This window comes from Agrobacterium sp. SORGH_AS_0745 (assembly GCF_030818995.1).
Classification (GTDB): Bacteria; Pseudomonadota; Alphaproteobacteria; order Rhizobiales; family Rhizobiaceae; genus Agrobacterium; species Agrobacterium tumefaciens.
The window spans coordinates 895,019-909,030 of the sequence record NZ_JAUTBI010000003.1; the positions used below are offsets into that span (position 1 = coordinate 895,019).

Below are 14,012 nucleotides of genomic sequence, written 5' to 3' on the forward strand. Positions count from 1 at the left end.
CAGCACAGTCGCTGATTTATTCGGCGGCATCGCTCATCCATTCCCCGGCATCGGTGTCGGTCGCGTCGAAATCTGCGCGCATTTTGCGCACCAGGCCCAGTTCGGCCTGAAAATCCACGTAGTGCGGCAATTTCAGATGTTCGACAAAGCCCGTCGCCTGCACATTGTCGGCGTGCGAGATGACGAATTCCTCGTCCTGCGCCGGGGCAACCACATCCTCACCGAATTCAGCGGCGCGTAGCGCACGGTCGACCAGTGACATGGCCATCGCCTTGCGCTCGCTCTGGCCGAACACCAGACCGTAACCGCGGGTGAATTGCGGAGGTGCCTTGGCAGAACCCTTGAACTGGTTGACCATCTGGCATTCGGTGACCTTGATGTCGCCGAGCGAGACAGCAAAACCGAGCTCCGGCACATCCAGTTCGACCTCCACCTCGCCGATGCGGATTTCACCGACGAAGGGGTGTGTGCGTCCGTAACCGCGCTGCGTCGAATAGGCGAGCGCCAGAAGAAAGCCCTCGTCGCCGCGTGCAAGCGATTGCAGGCGCAGGTCACGCGCCATCGGAAACTCTATCGGTTCGCGTGTCAGATCGCCGGCAACGTGGTCGTCCGGCATGTCGCCGTCACTTTCGATCAAGCCTTCTTCGGCGAGAATGTCGGATACGCGCATGACGTATTCTGTCTCGCCTTCACGGATGGCAGGGATCTCGACAGCTCCGTCCTCCAGCAGCGAGGGATCGAGCAGGCGGTGGGTGTAATCGAAGGTCGGTCCCAGCAATTGCCCGCCCGGCAAATCCTTGTAGGTCGCCGAAACGCGCCGTTGGACCGTCATCTTCGCAGTATCCACGGGAACAGAGTAGCCGAAACGGGGCAGGGTCGTGCGGTAGGCGCGCAGCAGGAAAATCGCTTCTATCATGTCGCCGCGAGACTGCTTGACGGCAAGGGCGGCCAGCGACTGGTCGTAAAGCGAAGCCTCCGCCATGACCCGGTCAACGGCGAGCGAAAGCTGCGAAACGATCTGCGCCACCGTCATGGCGGGCAGGGCGCGGTCTCCGCGCCGCTTGTCTGCCAGAAGCCGGTGGGCGTTGGCGATGGCGGTTTCCCCGCCTTTGACAGCAACATACATCTTATGCCTCCACGGGTTGAATGCGCGTCGTGCGTGGCAGGCAGACGAATTTGTCGCCAGCCGTCAGGATGATGTCGATGCCGCGCGGGAAGATGGCGTTGTTTTCCGCCCATAGCCTCGGGAATATGTCCGGCAGGCCGGATGGGCTAATGATGTTGATATGGCGGATGCCGGGGCCGGACAGCAACAGTTCCCGTCCGCCGTCAAGATCGGGCAATTCGATGATGACCGTCGTGGAACGGTCGGGGTATTCCTGACTGCCCTGGGCAAAGAGACCGAAGGAGGCAATTGCGCTTCCCGCCTCAATGACGGCGAAATGCGCCGCGCTTTTTTCCTCTGTTGTAACCGCCCCGGTGTGAAACCCGATCCATCCCGGCACCGTGGTTTTGCGTAGCGCGCCGCTCAGCCAGACCAGCGTGTCATGGTCGCAAAGTGCAAGAAGAACGGCGCCGCTGGCCGCACCAAGCGGCAGCGGCGGGGCAACTGTTGTTTCGATCGTTTGCGCTGTCCCTGGCCGGGCCATGCCGTCCATGAGCTTCTTGAAGATTCGCTGTGAATCGAAAACGGCGTCGGAAAAACCGCCCGTCAATGCTTCCGCTTTCACGCCCATCAATCCTCTCCTCGAACCATGGTGAAGAAATCTACACGAGTTGCGGCTGTTTCTTTCGTTTTCCGATCTTTCTCCTCGGCCAGTCTTTTTTCGACCGGTGAAAGAAGCTCGGTCTCGATGAAGCCGCGTGTCGGGTTTTCCTGCCAGAGCGCATCGAAAACCGCAGCGTACCAGGCCTTCTTGCGACCGGTGCCGAGCACATGCGCATGGCCGACGGTGCCGGATGCGAGCTTCACGGTTGCCCGGGTCACGGTGGTTTCGCCGAGATTAAAGGGCGCACCGCCGCCGCCGATACGGCCCTTGACCATCACGAGGCCGGTTTCAGGCCCCCGCACGTTTTCCGTCTGCGGGCTGGCATCCTGCCGGCTCCAGACGGCCTCAAGTTCCTGAACGGTGGCGCGGGCAAGAAGTGCTGCCACCCGTTTCCTTTCCGCATGTGAATTCGCAGCTTCGTTATTCATCGCTTGACCTCTAATGTCTATTGATATAGACAACTATACAATATAAGTTACAATTAACGTCGATGAATGACAAGCGTGTGACATGAGCCCTTCGGCAGCGATGAAAAGAAAGAACGGCGTGGCGCTCTGGCGACAGATCGCCGACAGGATCAGGGGCGAGATCGCAGCGGGCGATCACGACGAAACCGGCATGTTGCCGCCAGAAATGACGCTGGCCGAAAAATTCGGTGTCAACCGCCATACCGTCAGGAGCGCCATTGCCGCGCTGGCAAGCGAAGGCATTCTCGAGGCGAGGCAGGGGCGCGGCACGATGATTGCGCGCAAGGAACGACTGAGCTTTCCGATTTCACTGCGCACACGGTTCACGGCCGGTATCAGCGATCAGGTGAAGGATATGCAGGCGCTGCTTCTTTCCCACACCACCGAGCCGGCAAATGCCGACTTGGCGGCACGGCTGCAATTACAGCCGGGTGCACCGCTTGTGCGTCTGGAAACCCTGCGAAAGGCCGACAGCCGGCCGGTTTCCCGCTCGACCACGTGGTTTCCGGCGGACCGTTTTTCAGGGATAGGGGAAGCCTATCAAAAAAGTGGGTCGATCACCGCCGCCTTCGAAATGCTGGGCGTCGCGGATTATGTGCGCATCTCTACCGTCATTTCCGCGAGCCACGCTGATACGCAGGATCTGGCCGATCTCGAATTGTCGCCGGGCGCAATACTGCTCGTCACTCAGGCGCTGAACGCGGATATGGACGGCATTCCCGTGCAATATGCCATCAGCCGGTTCTCGGCCGATACGGTTGAGTTTACCGTGGAAAATTAAGGCGCAGACATAGACTGAAGCGTTATTCTGCCTGCGAAAGGCCGAGAACATCCAGCATCGAATAGAAGCCCGGCTTCTTGTCGAAGGCCCAGACCGCCGCCGCAATCGCGCCGCGTGCGAAGATGGAGCGGTCGCCGGCGTAGTGGGAAAGCTCGACGCGCTCTCCCTCGCCAGCGAAGATCACCGAATGTTCGCCGATCACCGAGCCGCCGCGCAGCGTCGCAAAACCGATTGTGCCCGCTTCGCGCGCACCCGTATGCCCGTCACGCACACGAACGGAGGAGGTGGCGAGATCGACCTTGCGGCCCGCTGCCGCCGCTTCGCCGAGCAGCAGCGCTGTTCCGGAGGGCGCGTCCACCTTGTGTTTGTGGTGCATTTCCAGGATTTCGATATCCCAGTTCTGCGCATCCAGTGCCTTGGCGGCCTGCTGCGTCAAAACGCTGAGCAGATTGACGCCGAGGCTCATATTGCCCGATTTGACGATGCGGGCATGGCGTGACGCTGCCTTGAATTTTTCCTCGTCGCCCAGTGAGCAACCGGTGCTGCCAATGACGTGCACGATGCGGGCCTGCGCGGCGAGACCGGCGAAAGTGACGCTGGTTGCAGGCGAGGTGAAGTCGATCACCCCTTCCGCATGCAGGAATGCCTGCAAGGGATCGCTGGTGATCTCGATGCCGATTGGTCCGAGACCGGCAATCTCGCCGGCATCGCGGCCAACAAAAGCAGACCCTTCGCGCGCCACGGCGGCATGCAGCGTTACACCCGGTGTCTGGTGAATAAGGCGGATCAGCGCCTGTCCCATGCGGCCCGCCGCACCAACCACCACCAGTTTCATATCGCTGCCGCTCATGCCTTCACTCACTTTTCACGTCCTGCCGTTCAAGGTCGCCATTCAATTGACTGACCCATACCTCACCGACGTTAATGACCGCCCGCCCGCTTCGCAAGCCTGTCCCAAGCGCAGATCAGGCTCTCCAGCGCCGCCCGTCGAGTGAAAGGCCGAAATCCGAAGGGGTGCGCGCGTAGGTGGCGAGACCGGAAAGGGCCGCCTGTGGATGCGTAACGACGAAGGTGGGAATGCTGCGCATCAGGGCACTGTGCGGCGCCTTGTCTTCGAACGCCGCCCGGAATTCAGGGCTTTTCAGCGCCGGAACGATTTTCTGCGAAATGCCACCTGCGAGATAGACACCGCCCTTGGCCATGAAGATCAGGGCAAGGTCACCCGCCACACGGCCGAGATAGGTGCTGAAAAGCGAAAGCGTCTCTTTCGCCTGCGGGTTCTGGCCCGAAAGCCCCTGCGAGGTTATGTCGGCCGGATCGGAAAAGATCGGCTCGATGCCATCGGCGGTGCAGATGGCCCGGTAAAGATTGACCAGCCCGCGCCCGCAAAGGATCTGTTCGCCGGCGACACGGCCCTCGATGGTCTCGATATGCGGAAAGACCGCATAGTCACGCGCGCTTCTGGGGCCGATATCGATGTGGCCGCCTTCGCCAGGCACTGGAAACCACATATGCCGGGCGTAAACCAGACCGGCAACGCCAAGGCCTGTGCCTGGTCCGAGAACGACGCGCGATGCCAGCATGTCTTTTTTGCCGGAGCCGATAGAATCGCGGTTGTCGTCGTCGAGCGCGGCAATAGCCAGTGCCTGCGCCTCGAAATCGTTGATGACGATGACGTCTTTCAGGCCGAGTTTGGCCAGCATATCTTTCGGCTTCACAACCCAATGGCAGTTGGTCAGCGGAATTTCGTCGCCTTCGATGGGGCCGGCGATCGCAAGGATGGTCGACACGGGCTGAAGCGAGGTCTTGTCCAGAACCGCCTGCTGGATGGCGTCGTCAATTGTCGGATATTCCGCTGTTTTCACGGTGGTGAGGTGCACCGGTTCCGCAAAGGAATCGATCAGAATGGAAAAGCGGGCATTGGTGCCGCCGATGTCGCCAAGAAGGATCGGAAAGGAAAGATATTCGGTATCGGACGTCTTCGGCATTACCTGTTCCATGTTGGCGCGTCATTTGGCGAGGTTGAAGTCGATCAGGTTTTCTGCGGTGGCGCGATTGAGCGCCATGGGAATGTCGTAAACCGTGGCAAGCCGCGTCAGCGCCTTCACATCCACATCATGCGGCATCGCCGTCAGCGGGTCGGTGAAGAAGATAAGCATATCGACCTCACCGGTGGCGATCATCGCACCGATCTGCTGGTCACCGCCAAGCGGGCCGCTTTTGAGGCGAATGACGCTGAGGTCGGGGCAGGCTTCCTGAACGCGCCCGCCGGTGGTGCCGGTGGCGACGATCTTGAAGCCGGAAAGCACCTTTTGGTGATGACGCGCAAAATCCGCCATATCGTCTTTTTTCTCGTCGTGAGCGATGAGTGCGATACAGCGTTGTCCTGCCATGTCCCCAGCCTGTTCCCATAAAGAATTAAATCGATTTGAAGCCTTCTATAACAGCTTGTCCCCATTTGAAAAGGGAAGCTGTTTAATGCCGCATTTCTGTTTCAGTTCAATGTCGGGCGCTGGGTCGGAAGCGGAATATCCGCAGGTGGCTGAATGGCCGGAGCGTTCTGGATGATCTGTTCCACGCCTTGCTGGCGCACGGCCTGCGCCGGGGAATATGCCTGGGCAGCAAAACCTTCCGTATTGGCGGATGGGGCGGCGGCCACGGCGGCACAGGCTGCGGGCAGATCGGAGACCATGACCTGACGGGGTTTCACCGGCTTGGCATTGGGGTCTTTCTTCGGCGGCGCCCATGGTTCCTTGGTGAACCACCAGGCCAGCGACTTGTCGCAACCGTCACCTTTGCCAACTTCGGCCTGAGGTTTGCAGTTGGGCGCGCCGGGCGGGCATTCCAGCCGGATGTGGAAATGTTCGTCGTGACCGTAGATTGGCCTGATCTTGCCCATGAAGGTGCGGTCGCCGGTCCATGTCTGGCAGAGTTTCTGCTTGATTGCCGGGTTCACGAAGACCCGCTCCACCTGCGGATAGCTCGCTGCCATCATTACCAGCCGTGCATTGAGCGGCGACCATTTGCGGTCATCGACCGTCAGGAACTTGGACTTATCAAGCATGGAAATGAAAGGCAGCGTCTCGCGCTGCTGCACCGTCAGCCTTGGGTTCGGCATGGGCCGCCACCACACATCGACATCGAGGCCGATCTGGTGCGAGGCATGGCCTGTCAGCATCGGTCCACCGCGCGGCTGCGAGATATCTCCGAGCAACAGGCCCGGCCAGCCGATTTTCTGTGCATCCTGCGAAAACCGCTCGAGGAAGGAAATCAGCTGCGGTTGGCCCCAGTTGCGATTGCGGGAAAGGCGCATGGCTTGCCACGTCGGGCCATCTGCGGGCATGGCGATGGCGCCGGACTGACATCCCTTTGCATAGGAGCCGATCGGCTGGGGGCTATTCGCAGATGGCAGGTCGATGTGGCCGAATACTTCTTTCGCGGGCCTGTCCTCGGCCGATGCGATTTGCGTCTGCACTTGGAGCGCCGAAACGACCGAAATCGCCAGCATGGCCGCCTTGAAAACTCTGGATGATCCCGCCGTCATATATTCGTGCCCGTTCCGACTAAATGATTCTCTCGCCCCTCAGGATAAACTGGATCGGGATTTTGTTGAAACCATGTTTCAAGCCGTCCGCACCAAGGCATGCGAATAAAGGCCTCAATAAAGAGCTTGTGAGCCGGAGCATCTGTTTTTTGCCAATGTTTGTTTTATGCTCTCTTCAACAAACACGAAAACAGGGAACGTCCCGAATGAAATTGGCACCGCTGAAATCCCGGCTCCTCGTCGCTCTTGCGGCCTCCGCCATGCTGATGCCGGCGGCCGCCTCCGCACAGTCTGCGGATGTGTGGCGAAAGGGAATCTCGACGGTCGGCGAATTGAAGCATCCCGATGGTTTTGATCATTTTGACTATGTGAACACCAAGGCGCCGAAAGGCGGCACGCTACGCCTGTCGACGTCTGGAACCTTCGACACGCTCAATCCGCTGCTCGCCAAGGGTGAGGCGGCCACAGGTCTTTCACTGGTTTTCGATACTCTGATGAAATCGACTGAAGAGGAACTCTCGGCCTCCTACGGTCTCCTGGCAGAGGGCGTGAGCTATCCCGACGATATCTCCAAAGCCACCTTCCGGCTGCGCGCGGAAGCGAAATGGGCCGACGGCAAGCCGGTGACGCCGGAAGATGTCGTCTTCAGTTTTGAAAAAGCCAAAGATCTCAGCCCGCAGCTTGCGACCTATTACACCCATGTCACCAAGGCAGAGGTGACGGGTGAAAGGGACATCACCTTTACCTTCGATGAAAAAAACAATCGCGAATTGCCGCAGATCGTCGGGCAGTTGCTGATTGTTCCCAAACACTGGTGGGAGGGCGTTGGTCCGGATGGCAAGCCGCGCGACATATCGCGTGGCACGCTGGAGCCGGTGATGGGTTCTGGCCCCTATAAAATAGCGTCGCTGTCTCCCGGATCGACGATGACCTATGAGCGACGTGACGACTATTGGGGCAAGGACATCAATGTGAATGTCGGCCAGCACAATTTCAAAACAATCACCTATACCTTCTTTGCCGATCAGGACGTCGAGTTCCAGGCTTTCAAATCAGGCACAGTCGATTTCCGGCAGGAGGCTTCTTCCAGCCGCTGGGTCACTGGTTATGATTTTCCGGCCGTCAAGGAAGGCCGCGTCACAAAGGAGGAATTGCCGAACATCTATCGCGCCGTCGGCATCATGCAGGCCTTCGTGCCGAACATGCGGCGGGAGAAGTTCCAGAACCCGAAACTGCGCAAGGCGCTTAACTATGCTTTCGACTTCGAAGAGCTGAACAGGACGCTGGCTTACGGTCAGTTTCAGCGCATCAACAGCTTTTTCATGGGCAGCGAGCTCGCCTCTTCCGGCCTGCCGACCGGTCGTGAACTCGAAATTCTTCAGGAGTTGAAGGATCAGGTGCCGCCGGAGGTCTTCACCACCGAATATAGCAATCCCGTCGCCGGTGAACCCGCCAAACAGCGTGACAATCTGCGCGAGGCGGTCAAGCTGATGAAGGAGGCCGGTTATGAGCTTCGCGGCAACCGCATGGTCAACGCGGCGAGCGGGCAGCCGCTGGATATGGAGTTTCTGATCGATTCCTCCGGCATGGAAAGAACCATCCTGCCCTATGTCCAGAACCTGAAGAAGATCGGCGTCAATGCGACCATCCGCACCGTCGATGCCTCGCAATATACCAACCGTACCCGCAGCTTCGATTTCGACGTTGCGGTCAAGCTCTGGGCGACGTCGGCAAATCCCGGAAACGAACAGGCGGATTTCTGGGGTTCGGCGGCGGCCGACCGGCAGGGCTCCAACAATCTCGCCGGCATCAAGAACCCTGCCGTCGACGCTTTGGTCAGGAAGGTCATATTTGCGCCCAACCGGGATGAGCAGGTGGCCGCCGCGCGGGCGCTTGACCGGGTGCTTCTGGCAAACAGCTACGTCATACCGCAATTTTATCGCGGCGAGATGTTCGTCGCTTACTGGAACACGCTCATCCGTCCGGAAAACCTGCCGCAATATGGCATCGGTTTTCCGGACGGATGGTGGTCCAGCCAGGCCGCGAACTGACGCCGCGCTTGCTTTCGCGCCGAAGGCTTGATTCACATAGGGCGAGACGAATCGCTTGGATCGCGCAAGGCAGCGCTTTCAGGAAAGGACCGGGTTTGACAGAAACGAAAACCGCTGACGTATCAGCCGGGAGCAAAGGCTGATGGGCGCCTATATTCTCAGACGTCTGGCGCTGATGATCCCGACCATTATCGGCATTATGGGCATTTCGTTTCTTGTCATCCAGTTCGCGCCAGGCGGGCCGGTGGAACAGGTCGTCGCGCAACTGACTGGGCAGGGCGACAGCGCCTCCGACCGCCTCTCCGGCGGCGGCGATCTTACGGGCCAGTCCGGCGGTTTCGATGAAAGCGGCTCGAAATATCGCGGTGCGCAGGGCCTTGATCCGGAGCTGATCGCCAAGCTCGAGAAACAGTTCGGTTTCGACAAGCCGCCGCTCACCCGTTTTCTCGAAATGATGTGGAATTACATACGCTTCGATTTCGGCGACAGCTTCTTTCGCAATTCCTCGGTCATCGATCTCATCATCGACAAGCTGCCGGTCTCGATGTCGCTCGGCTTCTGGATCCTGATCATCTCCTACATGATCTCCATTCCACTCGGCATCAAGAAAGCCGTTTCCGACGGCTCGACCTTTGATATCTGGACATCGGGCATCATCATCATCGGTTATGCCGTTCCAAGCTTCCTGTTCGGCATTCTTCTCATCGTGCTTTTCGCCGGCGGATCGTTCTTCGACTGGTTCCCGCTGCGCGGTCTGGTATCGGACAATTTTGACCAGCTGAACTGGTGGCAGAAGATTATCGACTATTTCTGGCACCTGACCCTGCCGCTGATCGCGCTATCGCTTTCGGCTTTCGCGACGACGACGCTTCTGACGAAAAATTCCTTCATCGACGAGATCAAGAAGCAATATGTCGTGACCGCCCGCGCCAAGGGGCTCAGCGAACGTAAGGTTCTTTATGGCCACGTCTTCCGCAATGCTATGCTGATCGTGATCGCCGGTTTTCCGGGCGCCTTCATCTCGGCATTCTTCACCGGTTCGCTGCTGATCGAGAACATCTTCTCGCTGGATGGCCTAGGCCGCCTCGGTTATCTCTCGGTCGTCAATCGCGACTACCCGATCGTGTTCGGCACGCTCTTCATCTTTTCGCTGATGGGCCTCGTGGTCAGCCTCCTATCCGACCTTATCTACACATGGATCGATCCGCGAATCGATTTCGAGCGGAGGGACGTGTGATGACGCTTGCCCATACCGCCGCAACGGAAACATTGGTAAAGCCGAAGCGCCCGTGGTTTTCACCAACCACCAAGCGCCGCTGGCAGAATTTCAAGGCAAACCGGCGCGGTTACTGGTCCTTCTGGCTGTTCCTGATTCTGTTTTTCCTGAGCCTGATTGCGGAATTCATCGCCAATGACAAACCCATTTTCGCTTCCTACAAGGGCGAATTTCTGGTGCCGGTCATGGTCGATTATCCGGAGGAAAAGTTTGGCGGGTTCCTTGCCCAGACTGACTACAAATCCTCCTTCATTCAGGACGAGATCAACGCCAATGGCTGGATGATCTGGCCGCCGATCCGCTATTCCTATCAGACGGTCAATTCCAACATTCCGCATTCCGCGCCCACGGCACCCTTCTGGCTGATGGATGAAAAGGACCGCTGCTCGGCCTATCCGCAGGGTAATGCCGATCCCGGCTGTACGCTCGGCAATCTCAATTGGCTCGGAACCGACAATCAAGCGCGCGACGTCACGGCGCGGATGATCTATGGCTTCCGTATTTCCGTGCTTTTCGGCCTGACGCTGACGATCGCTTCCGCCCTCGTTGGGGTGACTGCCGGCGCCATCCAGGGTTATTTCGGCGGCTGGACGGACCTGCTGTTGCAGCGTTTCATTGAAATCTGGTCATCCATGCCGGTGCTTTACATCCTGCTGATCATCGCGGCTATTCTGCCGCCGGGTTTCTTCGTGCTGCTTGGCATCATGCTGCTGTTTTCATGGGTCGGCTTCGTCGGCATCGTGCGGGCGGAATTCCTGCGTGCCAGAAACTTCGAATATGTCCGCGCCGCCCGCGCCCTTGGCGTCGGCAACTGGACAATCATGTTCCGGCATCTTCTGCCAAACGCCATGGTGGCAACACTGACCTTCCTGCCGTTCATCCTCTCCGGCTCGATCACCACTTTGACCTCGCTCGATTTCCTCGGCTTCGGCATGCCGCCGGGATCGCCATCGCTGGGCGAGATGATCGCGCAGGGCAAGAACAATCTTCAGGCGCCCTGGCTTGGCCTCACGGCCTTCTTCACCATGTCCATCATGCTGTCGCTGCTGATCTTCGTCGGCGAGGCGGTGCGAGACGCCTTCGACCCACGCAAGACGTTCCGGTGATCGCCATGATGGAAACAAAGACCCAGCCGCTTCTCTCCGTCCGTGATCTCTCCGTTGCCTTTCATCAGGGTGGAGCGACCAGCGTCGCCGTAGATCATGTCTCCTTCGACCTGATGCCGGGCGAAGTTGTCGCCCTAGTCGGGGAATCCGGCTCGGGAAAATCGGTCACGGCGAACTCCATTCTCAAATTGCTGCCCTATCCGGCGGCGAGCCATCCTTCGGGCAAAATCCTGTTCGACGGCAAGGATATGCTGACCCTGCCGGAACGCGCGTTGCGCGCTGTTCGCGGCAACGACATCACCATGATTTTCCAGGAGCCGATGACCTCGCTCAACCCGCTCCACACCATCGAGCGGCAGATCGGCGAGATTCTGGAACTGCATCAGGCAATCACCGGCGCTGAAGCGCGGGCGCGCACGCTGGAACTGTTATTGCAGGTGGGCATCCGCGAGCCGGAAAAGCGCCTGAAGGCCTATCCGCATAGAATTGTCCGGCGGCCAGCGGCAGCGCGTGATGATCGCCATGGCGCTTGCCAACCGGCCGAAACTGCTGATAGCAGATGAACCCACGACCGCACTCGATGTAACGGTTCAGGCGCAAATCCTTGAACTGTTGAGCGACCTCAAAAACCGGCACGGCATGTCCATGCTGTTCATCACCCACGATCTCGGCATTGTCCGTAAGTTTGCCGATCGTGTCTGCGTGATGACCAAGGGAAAGATCGTCGAGACCGGCACGGTGGAGCAGGTGTTTACCGATCCGCAGCATGCCTATACCCGCCATCTTCTGGCTGCCGAACCCAAGGGCGAGCCGCCGCTTTCCGATGCCAGCAAACCTGTCGTCATGCAGGGCGACGACATAAAAGTCTGGTTCCCGATAAAGGCGGGGCTGATGCGCAAGGTGGTCGACCACGTGAAGGCGGTTGACGGTATCGATATTACCCTGCGCGCAGGACAGACGGTTGGCGTCGTGGGCGAATCCGGCTCCGGCAAAACGACACTCGGTCTCGCCCTATCGCGTCTTATAGCGTCTGAGGGGCGTATCAGTTTCATCGGTCAGTCGATCGACAGCTATTCCTATGAAATGATGAAGCCCCTCAGAAATCGGCTTCAGGTGGTGTTTCAGGATCCTTACGGTTCGCTCAGCCCACGCATGTCGGTGGGCGAAATCGTTGCCGAGGGTCTGAAGGTGCACGAGCGACAGCTTTCCGCCGATGAGCGGGATACCCGTGTCGCCCAGGCGCTGGAAGAAGTCGGGCTCGACCCGGCGACGCGCTGGCGCTATCCGCATGAATTTTCCGGTGGCCAGCGTCAGCGTATCGCCATTGCCCGCGCCATGGTGTTGAAACCCCGCTTCGTCATGTTGGACGAGCCCACATCGGCGCTCGACATGAGCGTGCAGGCACAGGTGGTCGATCTCTTGCGCGATCTTCAGGCCCGCCACGAACTCGCCTATCTCTTCATCAGTCATGACCTGAAGGTAGTTAAAGCGCTTGCCAACGACGTAATCGTCATGCGCAACGGCAAGGTGGTGGAGAGCGGCCCGGCAGCGGAGATATTCGCCGATCCGCAACAGGAATATACCAAGGCCCTGCTGGCTGCTGCTTTCAATATCGAGGCAGTCGAAACTAAAGCGGTGAGCCAGTAGCAGGCGCATTGCTGTTTCTATTAAGACGATGATTTTTCTGTTGCTTTGCGCAAAATGCCGACCCATGTTGCGGGGACGAGATACGCAAACGGATTGAATGCCATGGCAGCGGATGTGATCGTTTTGGGGGCGGGGATCATCGGGGTCTCCGTCGCTTTGCAACTGGCCCGCAGGGGCAAATCGGTGGTGCTGGTGGACCGGCGGGGACCGGGTGAGGAAACCTCCTTCGGCAATGCCGGACTGATCCAGAGAGAGGGTGTCGTTCCCTACGCCTTCCCGCAGGAAGTTAGCCGGCTTCTCCGCTATTCCCTGAACAACAGTATCGATGCCCGTTATCATCTCTCTGCCCTGCCCAGGATCGCGCCTTTTCTTGGCCGCTACTGGTATAATTCCGCAGCCACGCGCCACGCAGCAATTGCCCGCGCCTACGCGCCGCTGATCGAGCACTCGGTCTCCGAACACAGCATCCTGATCGATGAAGCCAAGGCTGGCGATCTAATCGTGAAAAACGGTTGGATGGAGGCCTACAGGACCGCCGAAAGGCGGGATGCAGACTTTGCTTTCGCCGAACGTCTGGCACGCGACCACGGCATCTCCCACACGAAACTCGATGGGGCGGAACTCGCCGCGGCGGAGCCGCATCTCAGTCGCGATTTCGTCGGCGGTTTGAAATGGAATGATCCATGGTCGGTGCGCGATCCACATGCGCTGACGCTCGCTTATGTCAAACTGTTCGAGAGCCTTGGCGGAACCTTTGTCCGGGGTGATGCATCCACGCTCAGCCAGACGACAAGTGGTTGGACGGTACGCACCGAAACCGGGGCGGTGGAGGCTGAACATGCCGTTGTCGCACTAGGCCCCTGGGCGGATACGGTGACGGAACGGCTCGGTTACCGCTTTCCGCTCGGCGTGAAACGCGGCTATCACATGCACTATGCGCCGCAGGAGGGAACCAAGCTCAACAACTGGTTGATCGACGCCGAGCGCGGTTATTTCCTCGCGCCAATGCGCAAAGGCATCCGCCTGACGACCGGCGCGGAATTTGCCGAACGCGATGCGCCGAGATCCCCCGTGCAGATCGAGCGGGCGGAACGGGTGGCCCGCACCATCTTTCCTCTGGGCGGCAGGCTGGATGCGGAACCCTGGATGGGCGCGCGTCCCTGCACACCGGATATGATGCCGATCATCGGCAAGGCGCCGCGCCACAGGACATTGTGGTTCTCGTTCGGTCACGCCCATCACGGCCTCACACTCGGGCCCATCACTGGCCGTGTGCTGGCGGAAACCATGCTGGGAGAAACGCCGGTCATCGCCATCGATGCCTATCGACCCGAAAGGTTCAATCCCTAGATCCTGATGAACTAAAGTCAT

Annotated in this window: 12 protein-coding genes and 1 pseudogene; 6 read left to right on the plus strand and 7 right to left on the minus strand. The window is 59.1% G+C overall.

What is annotated here, in order from left to right; translation table 11 throughout:
- Positions 1-16 precede the first annotated feature (16 nt).
- The 3 genes from QE432_RS14035 to phnG are packed head-to-tail and all read right to left on the minus strand — an operon-like array spanning position 17 to position 2,197.
- Positions 17-1,126: a carbon-phosphorus lyase complex subunit PhnI gene (locus QE432_RS14035; protein WP_065661500.1), complete on the minus strand. Its 1,110-nt coding sequence runs from the start codon at positions 1,124-1,126 to the stop codon at positions 17-19.
- A 1-nt stretch (position 1,127) separates the two neighbouring features.
- Positions 1,128-1,736, minus strand: coding sequence for a phosphonate C-P lyase system protein PhnH (phnH, locus tag QE432_RS14040; RefSeq protein WP_306624663.1), 609 nt, complete (start codon positions 1,734-1,736; stop codon positions 1,128-1,130).
- Positions 1,736-2,197 (minus strand): phosphonate C-P lyase system protein PhnG, encoded by a 462-nt coding sequence (gene phnG / locus QE432_RS14045; RefSeq protein WP_003514497.1) that lies wholly within the window; start codon positions 2,195-2,197, stop codon positions 1,736-1,738. Before phnG ends, phnH begins: the two co-directional genes overlap by 1 nt.
- A gap of 82 nt (positions 2,198-2,279) precedes the next feature.
- On the opposite strand from phnG, the gene phnF reads away from it, so the two are divergent.
- A complete protein-coding gene (gene phnF, locus QE432_RS14050) occupies positions 2,280-3,017 on the plus strand; it encodes a phosphonate metabolism transcriptional regulator PhnF (protein ID WP_003514498.1) in 738 nt (245 codons plus the stop codon).
- Between the two features lie 22 nt (positions 3,018-3,039).
- Here the strand turns inward: phnF and dapB are convergent, their stop codons facing one another.
- The 4 genes from dapB to mepA form a co-directional block, all read right to left on the minus strand.
- Entirely contained in the window at positions 3,040-3,867 is an 828-nt protein-coding gene (dapB, locus tag QE432_RS14055; protein WP_306624665.1) for a 4-hydroxy-tetrahydrodipicolinate reductase, read from the minus strand.
- A 115-nt stretch (positions 3,868-3,982) separates the two neighbouring features.
- The gene (locus tag QE432_RS14060) at positions 3,983-5,005 is read right to left on the minus strand and encodes a glucokinase (protein ID WP_065703630.1); all 1,023 of its coding nucleotides are present in this window, start codon (positions 5,003-5,005) and stop codon (positions 3,983-3,985) included.
- Between the two features lie 21 nt (positions 5,006-5,026).
- Positions 5,027-5,410: a methylglyoxal synthase gene (locus QE432_RS14065; RefSeq protein ID WP_065703632.1), complete on the minus strand. Its 384-nt coding sequence runs from the start codon at positions 5,408-5,410 to the stop codon at positions 5,027-5,029.
- A 101-nt stretch (positions 5,411-5,511) separates the two neighbouring features.
- Complete coding sequence (mepA, locus tag QE432_RS14070; protein WP_306624668.1) at positions 5,512-6,561, minus strand: penicillin-insensitive murein endopeptidase; 1,050 nt, start codon at positions 6,559-6,561, stop codon at positions 5,512-5,514.
- A 206-nt stretch (positions 6,562-6,767) separates the two neighbouring features.
- Between mepA and QE432_RS14075 the strand changes: the two genes are divergently transcribed.
- The 5 genes and pseudogenes from QE432_RS14075 (at position 6,768) to QE432_RS14095 (ending at position 13,991) form a co-directional block, all read left to right on the plus strand.
- A complete protein-coding gene (locus QE432_RS14075) occupies positions 6,768-8,612 on the plus strand; it encodes an extracellular solute-binding protein (RefSeq protein WP_306624670.1) in 1,845 nt (614 codons plus the stop codon).
- A 142-nt stretch (positions 8,613-8,754) separates the two neighbouring features.
- Positions 8,755-9,849, plus strand: coding sequence for a microcin C ABC transporter permease YejB (locus QE432_RS14080; protein WP_111795078.1), 1,095 nt, complete (start codon positions 8,755-8,757; stop codon positions 9,847-9,849).
- Positions 9,849-10,994, plus strand: a complete 1,146-nt coding sequence (locus QE432_RS14085) for an ABC transporter permease (protein ID WP_003514514.1) — start codon at positions 9,849-9,851, stop codon at positions 10,992-10,994. Before QE432_RS14080 ends, QE432_RS14085 begins: the two co-directional genes overlap by 1 nt.
- Positions 10,995-10,999: 5 nt before the next feature.
- Positions 11,000-12,641: pseudogene (locus QE432_RS14090) on the plus strand (ABC transporter ATP-binding protein).
- A 102-nt stretch (positions 12,642-12,743) separates the two neighbouring features.
- On the plus strand, positions 12,744-13,991 hold the full coding sequence (locus QE432_RS14095; RefSeq protein ID WP_306624674.1) for an NAD(P)/FAD-dependent oxidoreductase: 1,248 nt from the start codon (positions 12,744-12,746) through the stop codon (positions 13,989-13,991).
- Positions 13,992-14,012: the final 21 nt, after the last annotated feature.

Bases quoted from the DNA above. Each gene is read 5' to 3' on its own strand.
- QE432_RS14035 (WP_065661500.1), bottom strand. From the start codon at position 1,126: ATGTATGTTGCTGTCAAAGGCGGGGAAACCGCCATCGCCAACGCCCAC.
- phnH (WP_306624663.1), bottom strand. From the start codon at position 1,736: ATGGGCGTGAAAGCGGAAGCATTGACGGGCGGTTTTTCCGACGCCGTT.
- phnG (WP_003514497.1), bottom strand. From the start codon at position 2,197: ATGAATAACGAAGCTGCGAATTCACATGCGGAAAGGAAACGGGTGGCA.
- phnF (WP_003514498.1), top strand. From the start codon at position 2,280: ATGAGCCCTTCGGCAGCGATGAAAAGAAAGAACGGCGTGGCGCTCTGG.
- dapB (WP_306624665.1), bottom strand. From the start codon at position 3,867: ATGAGCGGCAGCGATATGAAACTGGTGGTGGTTGGTGCGGCGGGCCGC.
- QE432_RS14060 (WP_065703630.1), bottom strand. From the start codon at position 5,005: ATGCCGAAGACGTCCGATACCGAATATCTTTCCTTTCCGATCCTTCTT.
- QE432_RS14065 (WP_065703632.1), bottom strand. From the start codon at position 5,410: ATGGCAGGACAACGCTGTATCGCACTCATCGCTCACGACGAGAAAAAA.
- mepA (WP_306624668.1), bottom strand. From the start codon at position 6,561: ATGACGGCGGGATCATCCAGAGTTTTCAAGGCGGCCATGCTGGCGATT.
- QE432_RS14075 (WP_306624670.1), top strand. From the start codon at position 6,768: ATGAAATTGGCACCGCTGAAATCCCGGCTCCTCGTCGCTCTTGCGGCC.
- QE432_RS14080 (WP_111795078.1), top strand. From the start codon at position 8,755: ATGGGCGCCTATATTCTCAGACGTCTGGCGCTGATGATCCCGACCATT.
- QE432_RS14085 (WP_003514514.1), top strand. From the start codon at position 9,849: ATGACGCTTGCCCATACCGCCGCAACGGAAACATTGGTAAAGCCGAAG.
- QE432_RS14095 (WP_306624674.1), top strand. From the start codon at position 12,744: ATGGCAGCGGATGTGATCGTTTTGGGGGCGGGGATCATCGGGGTCTCC.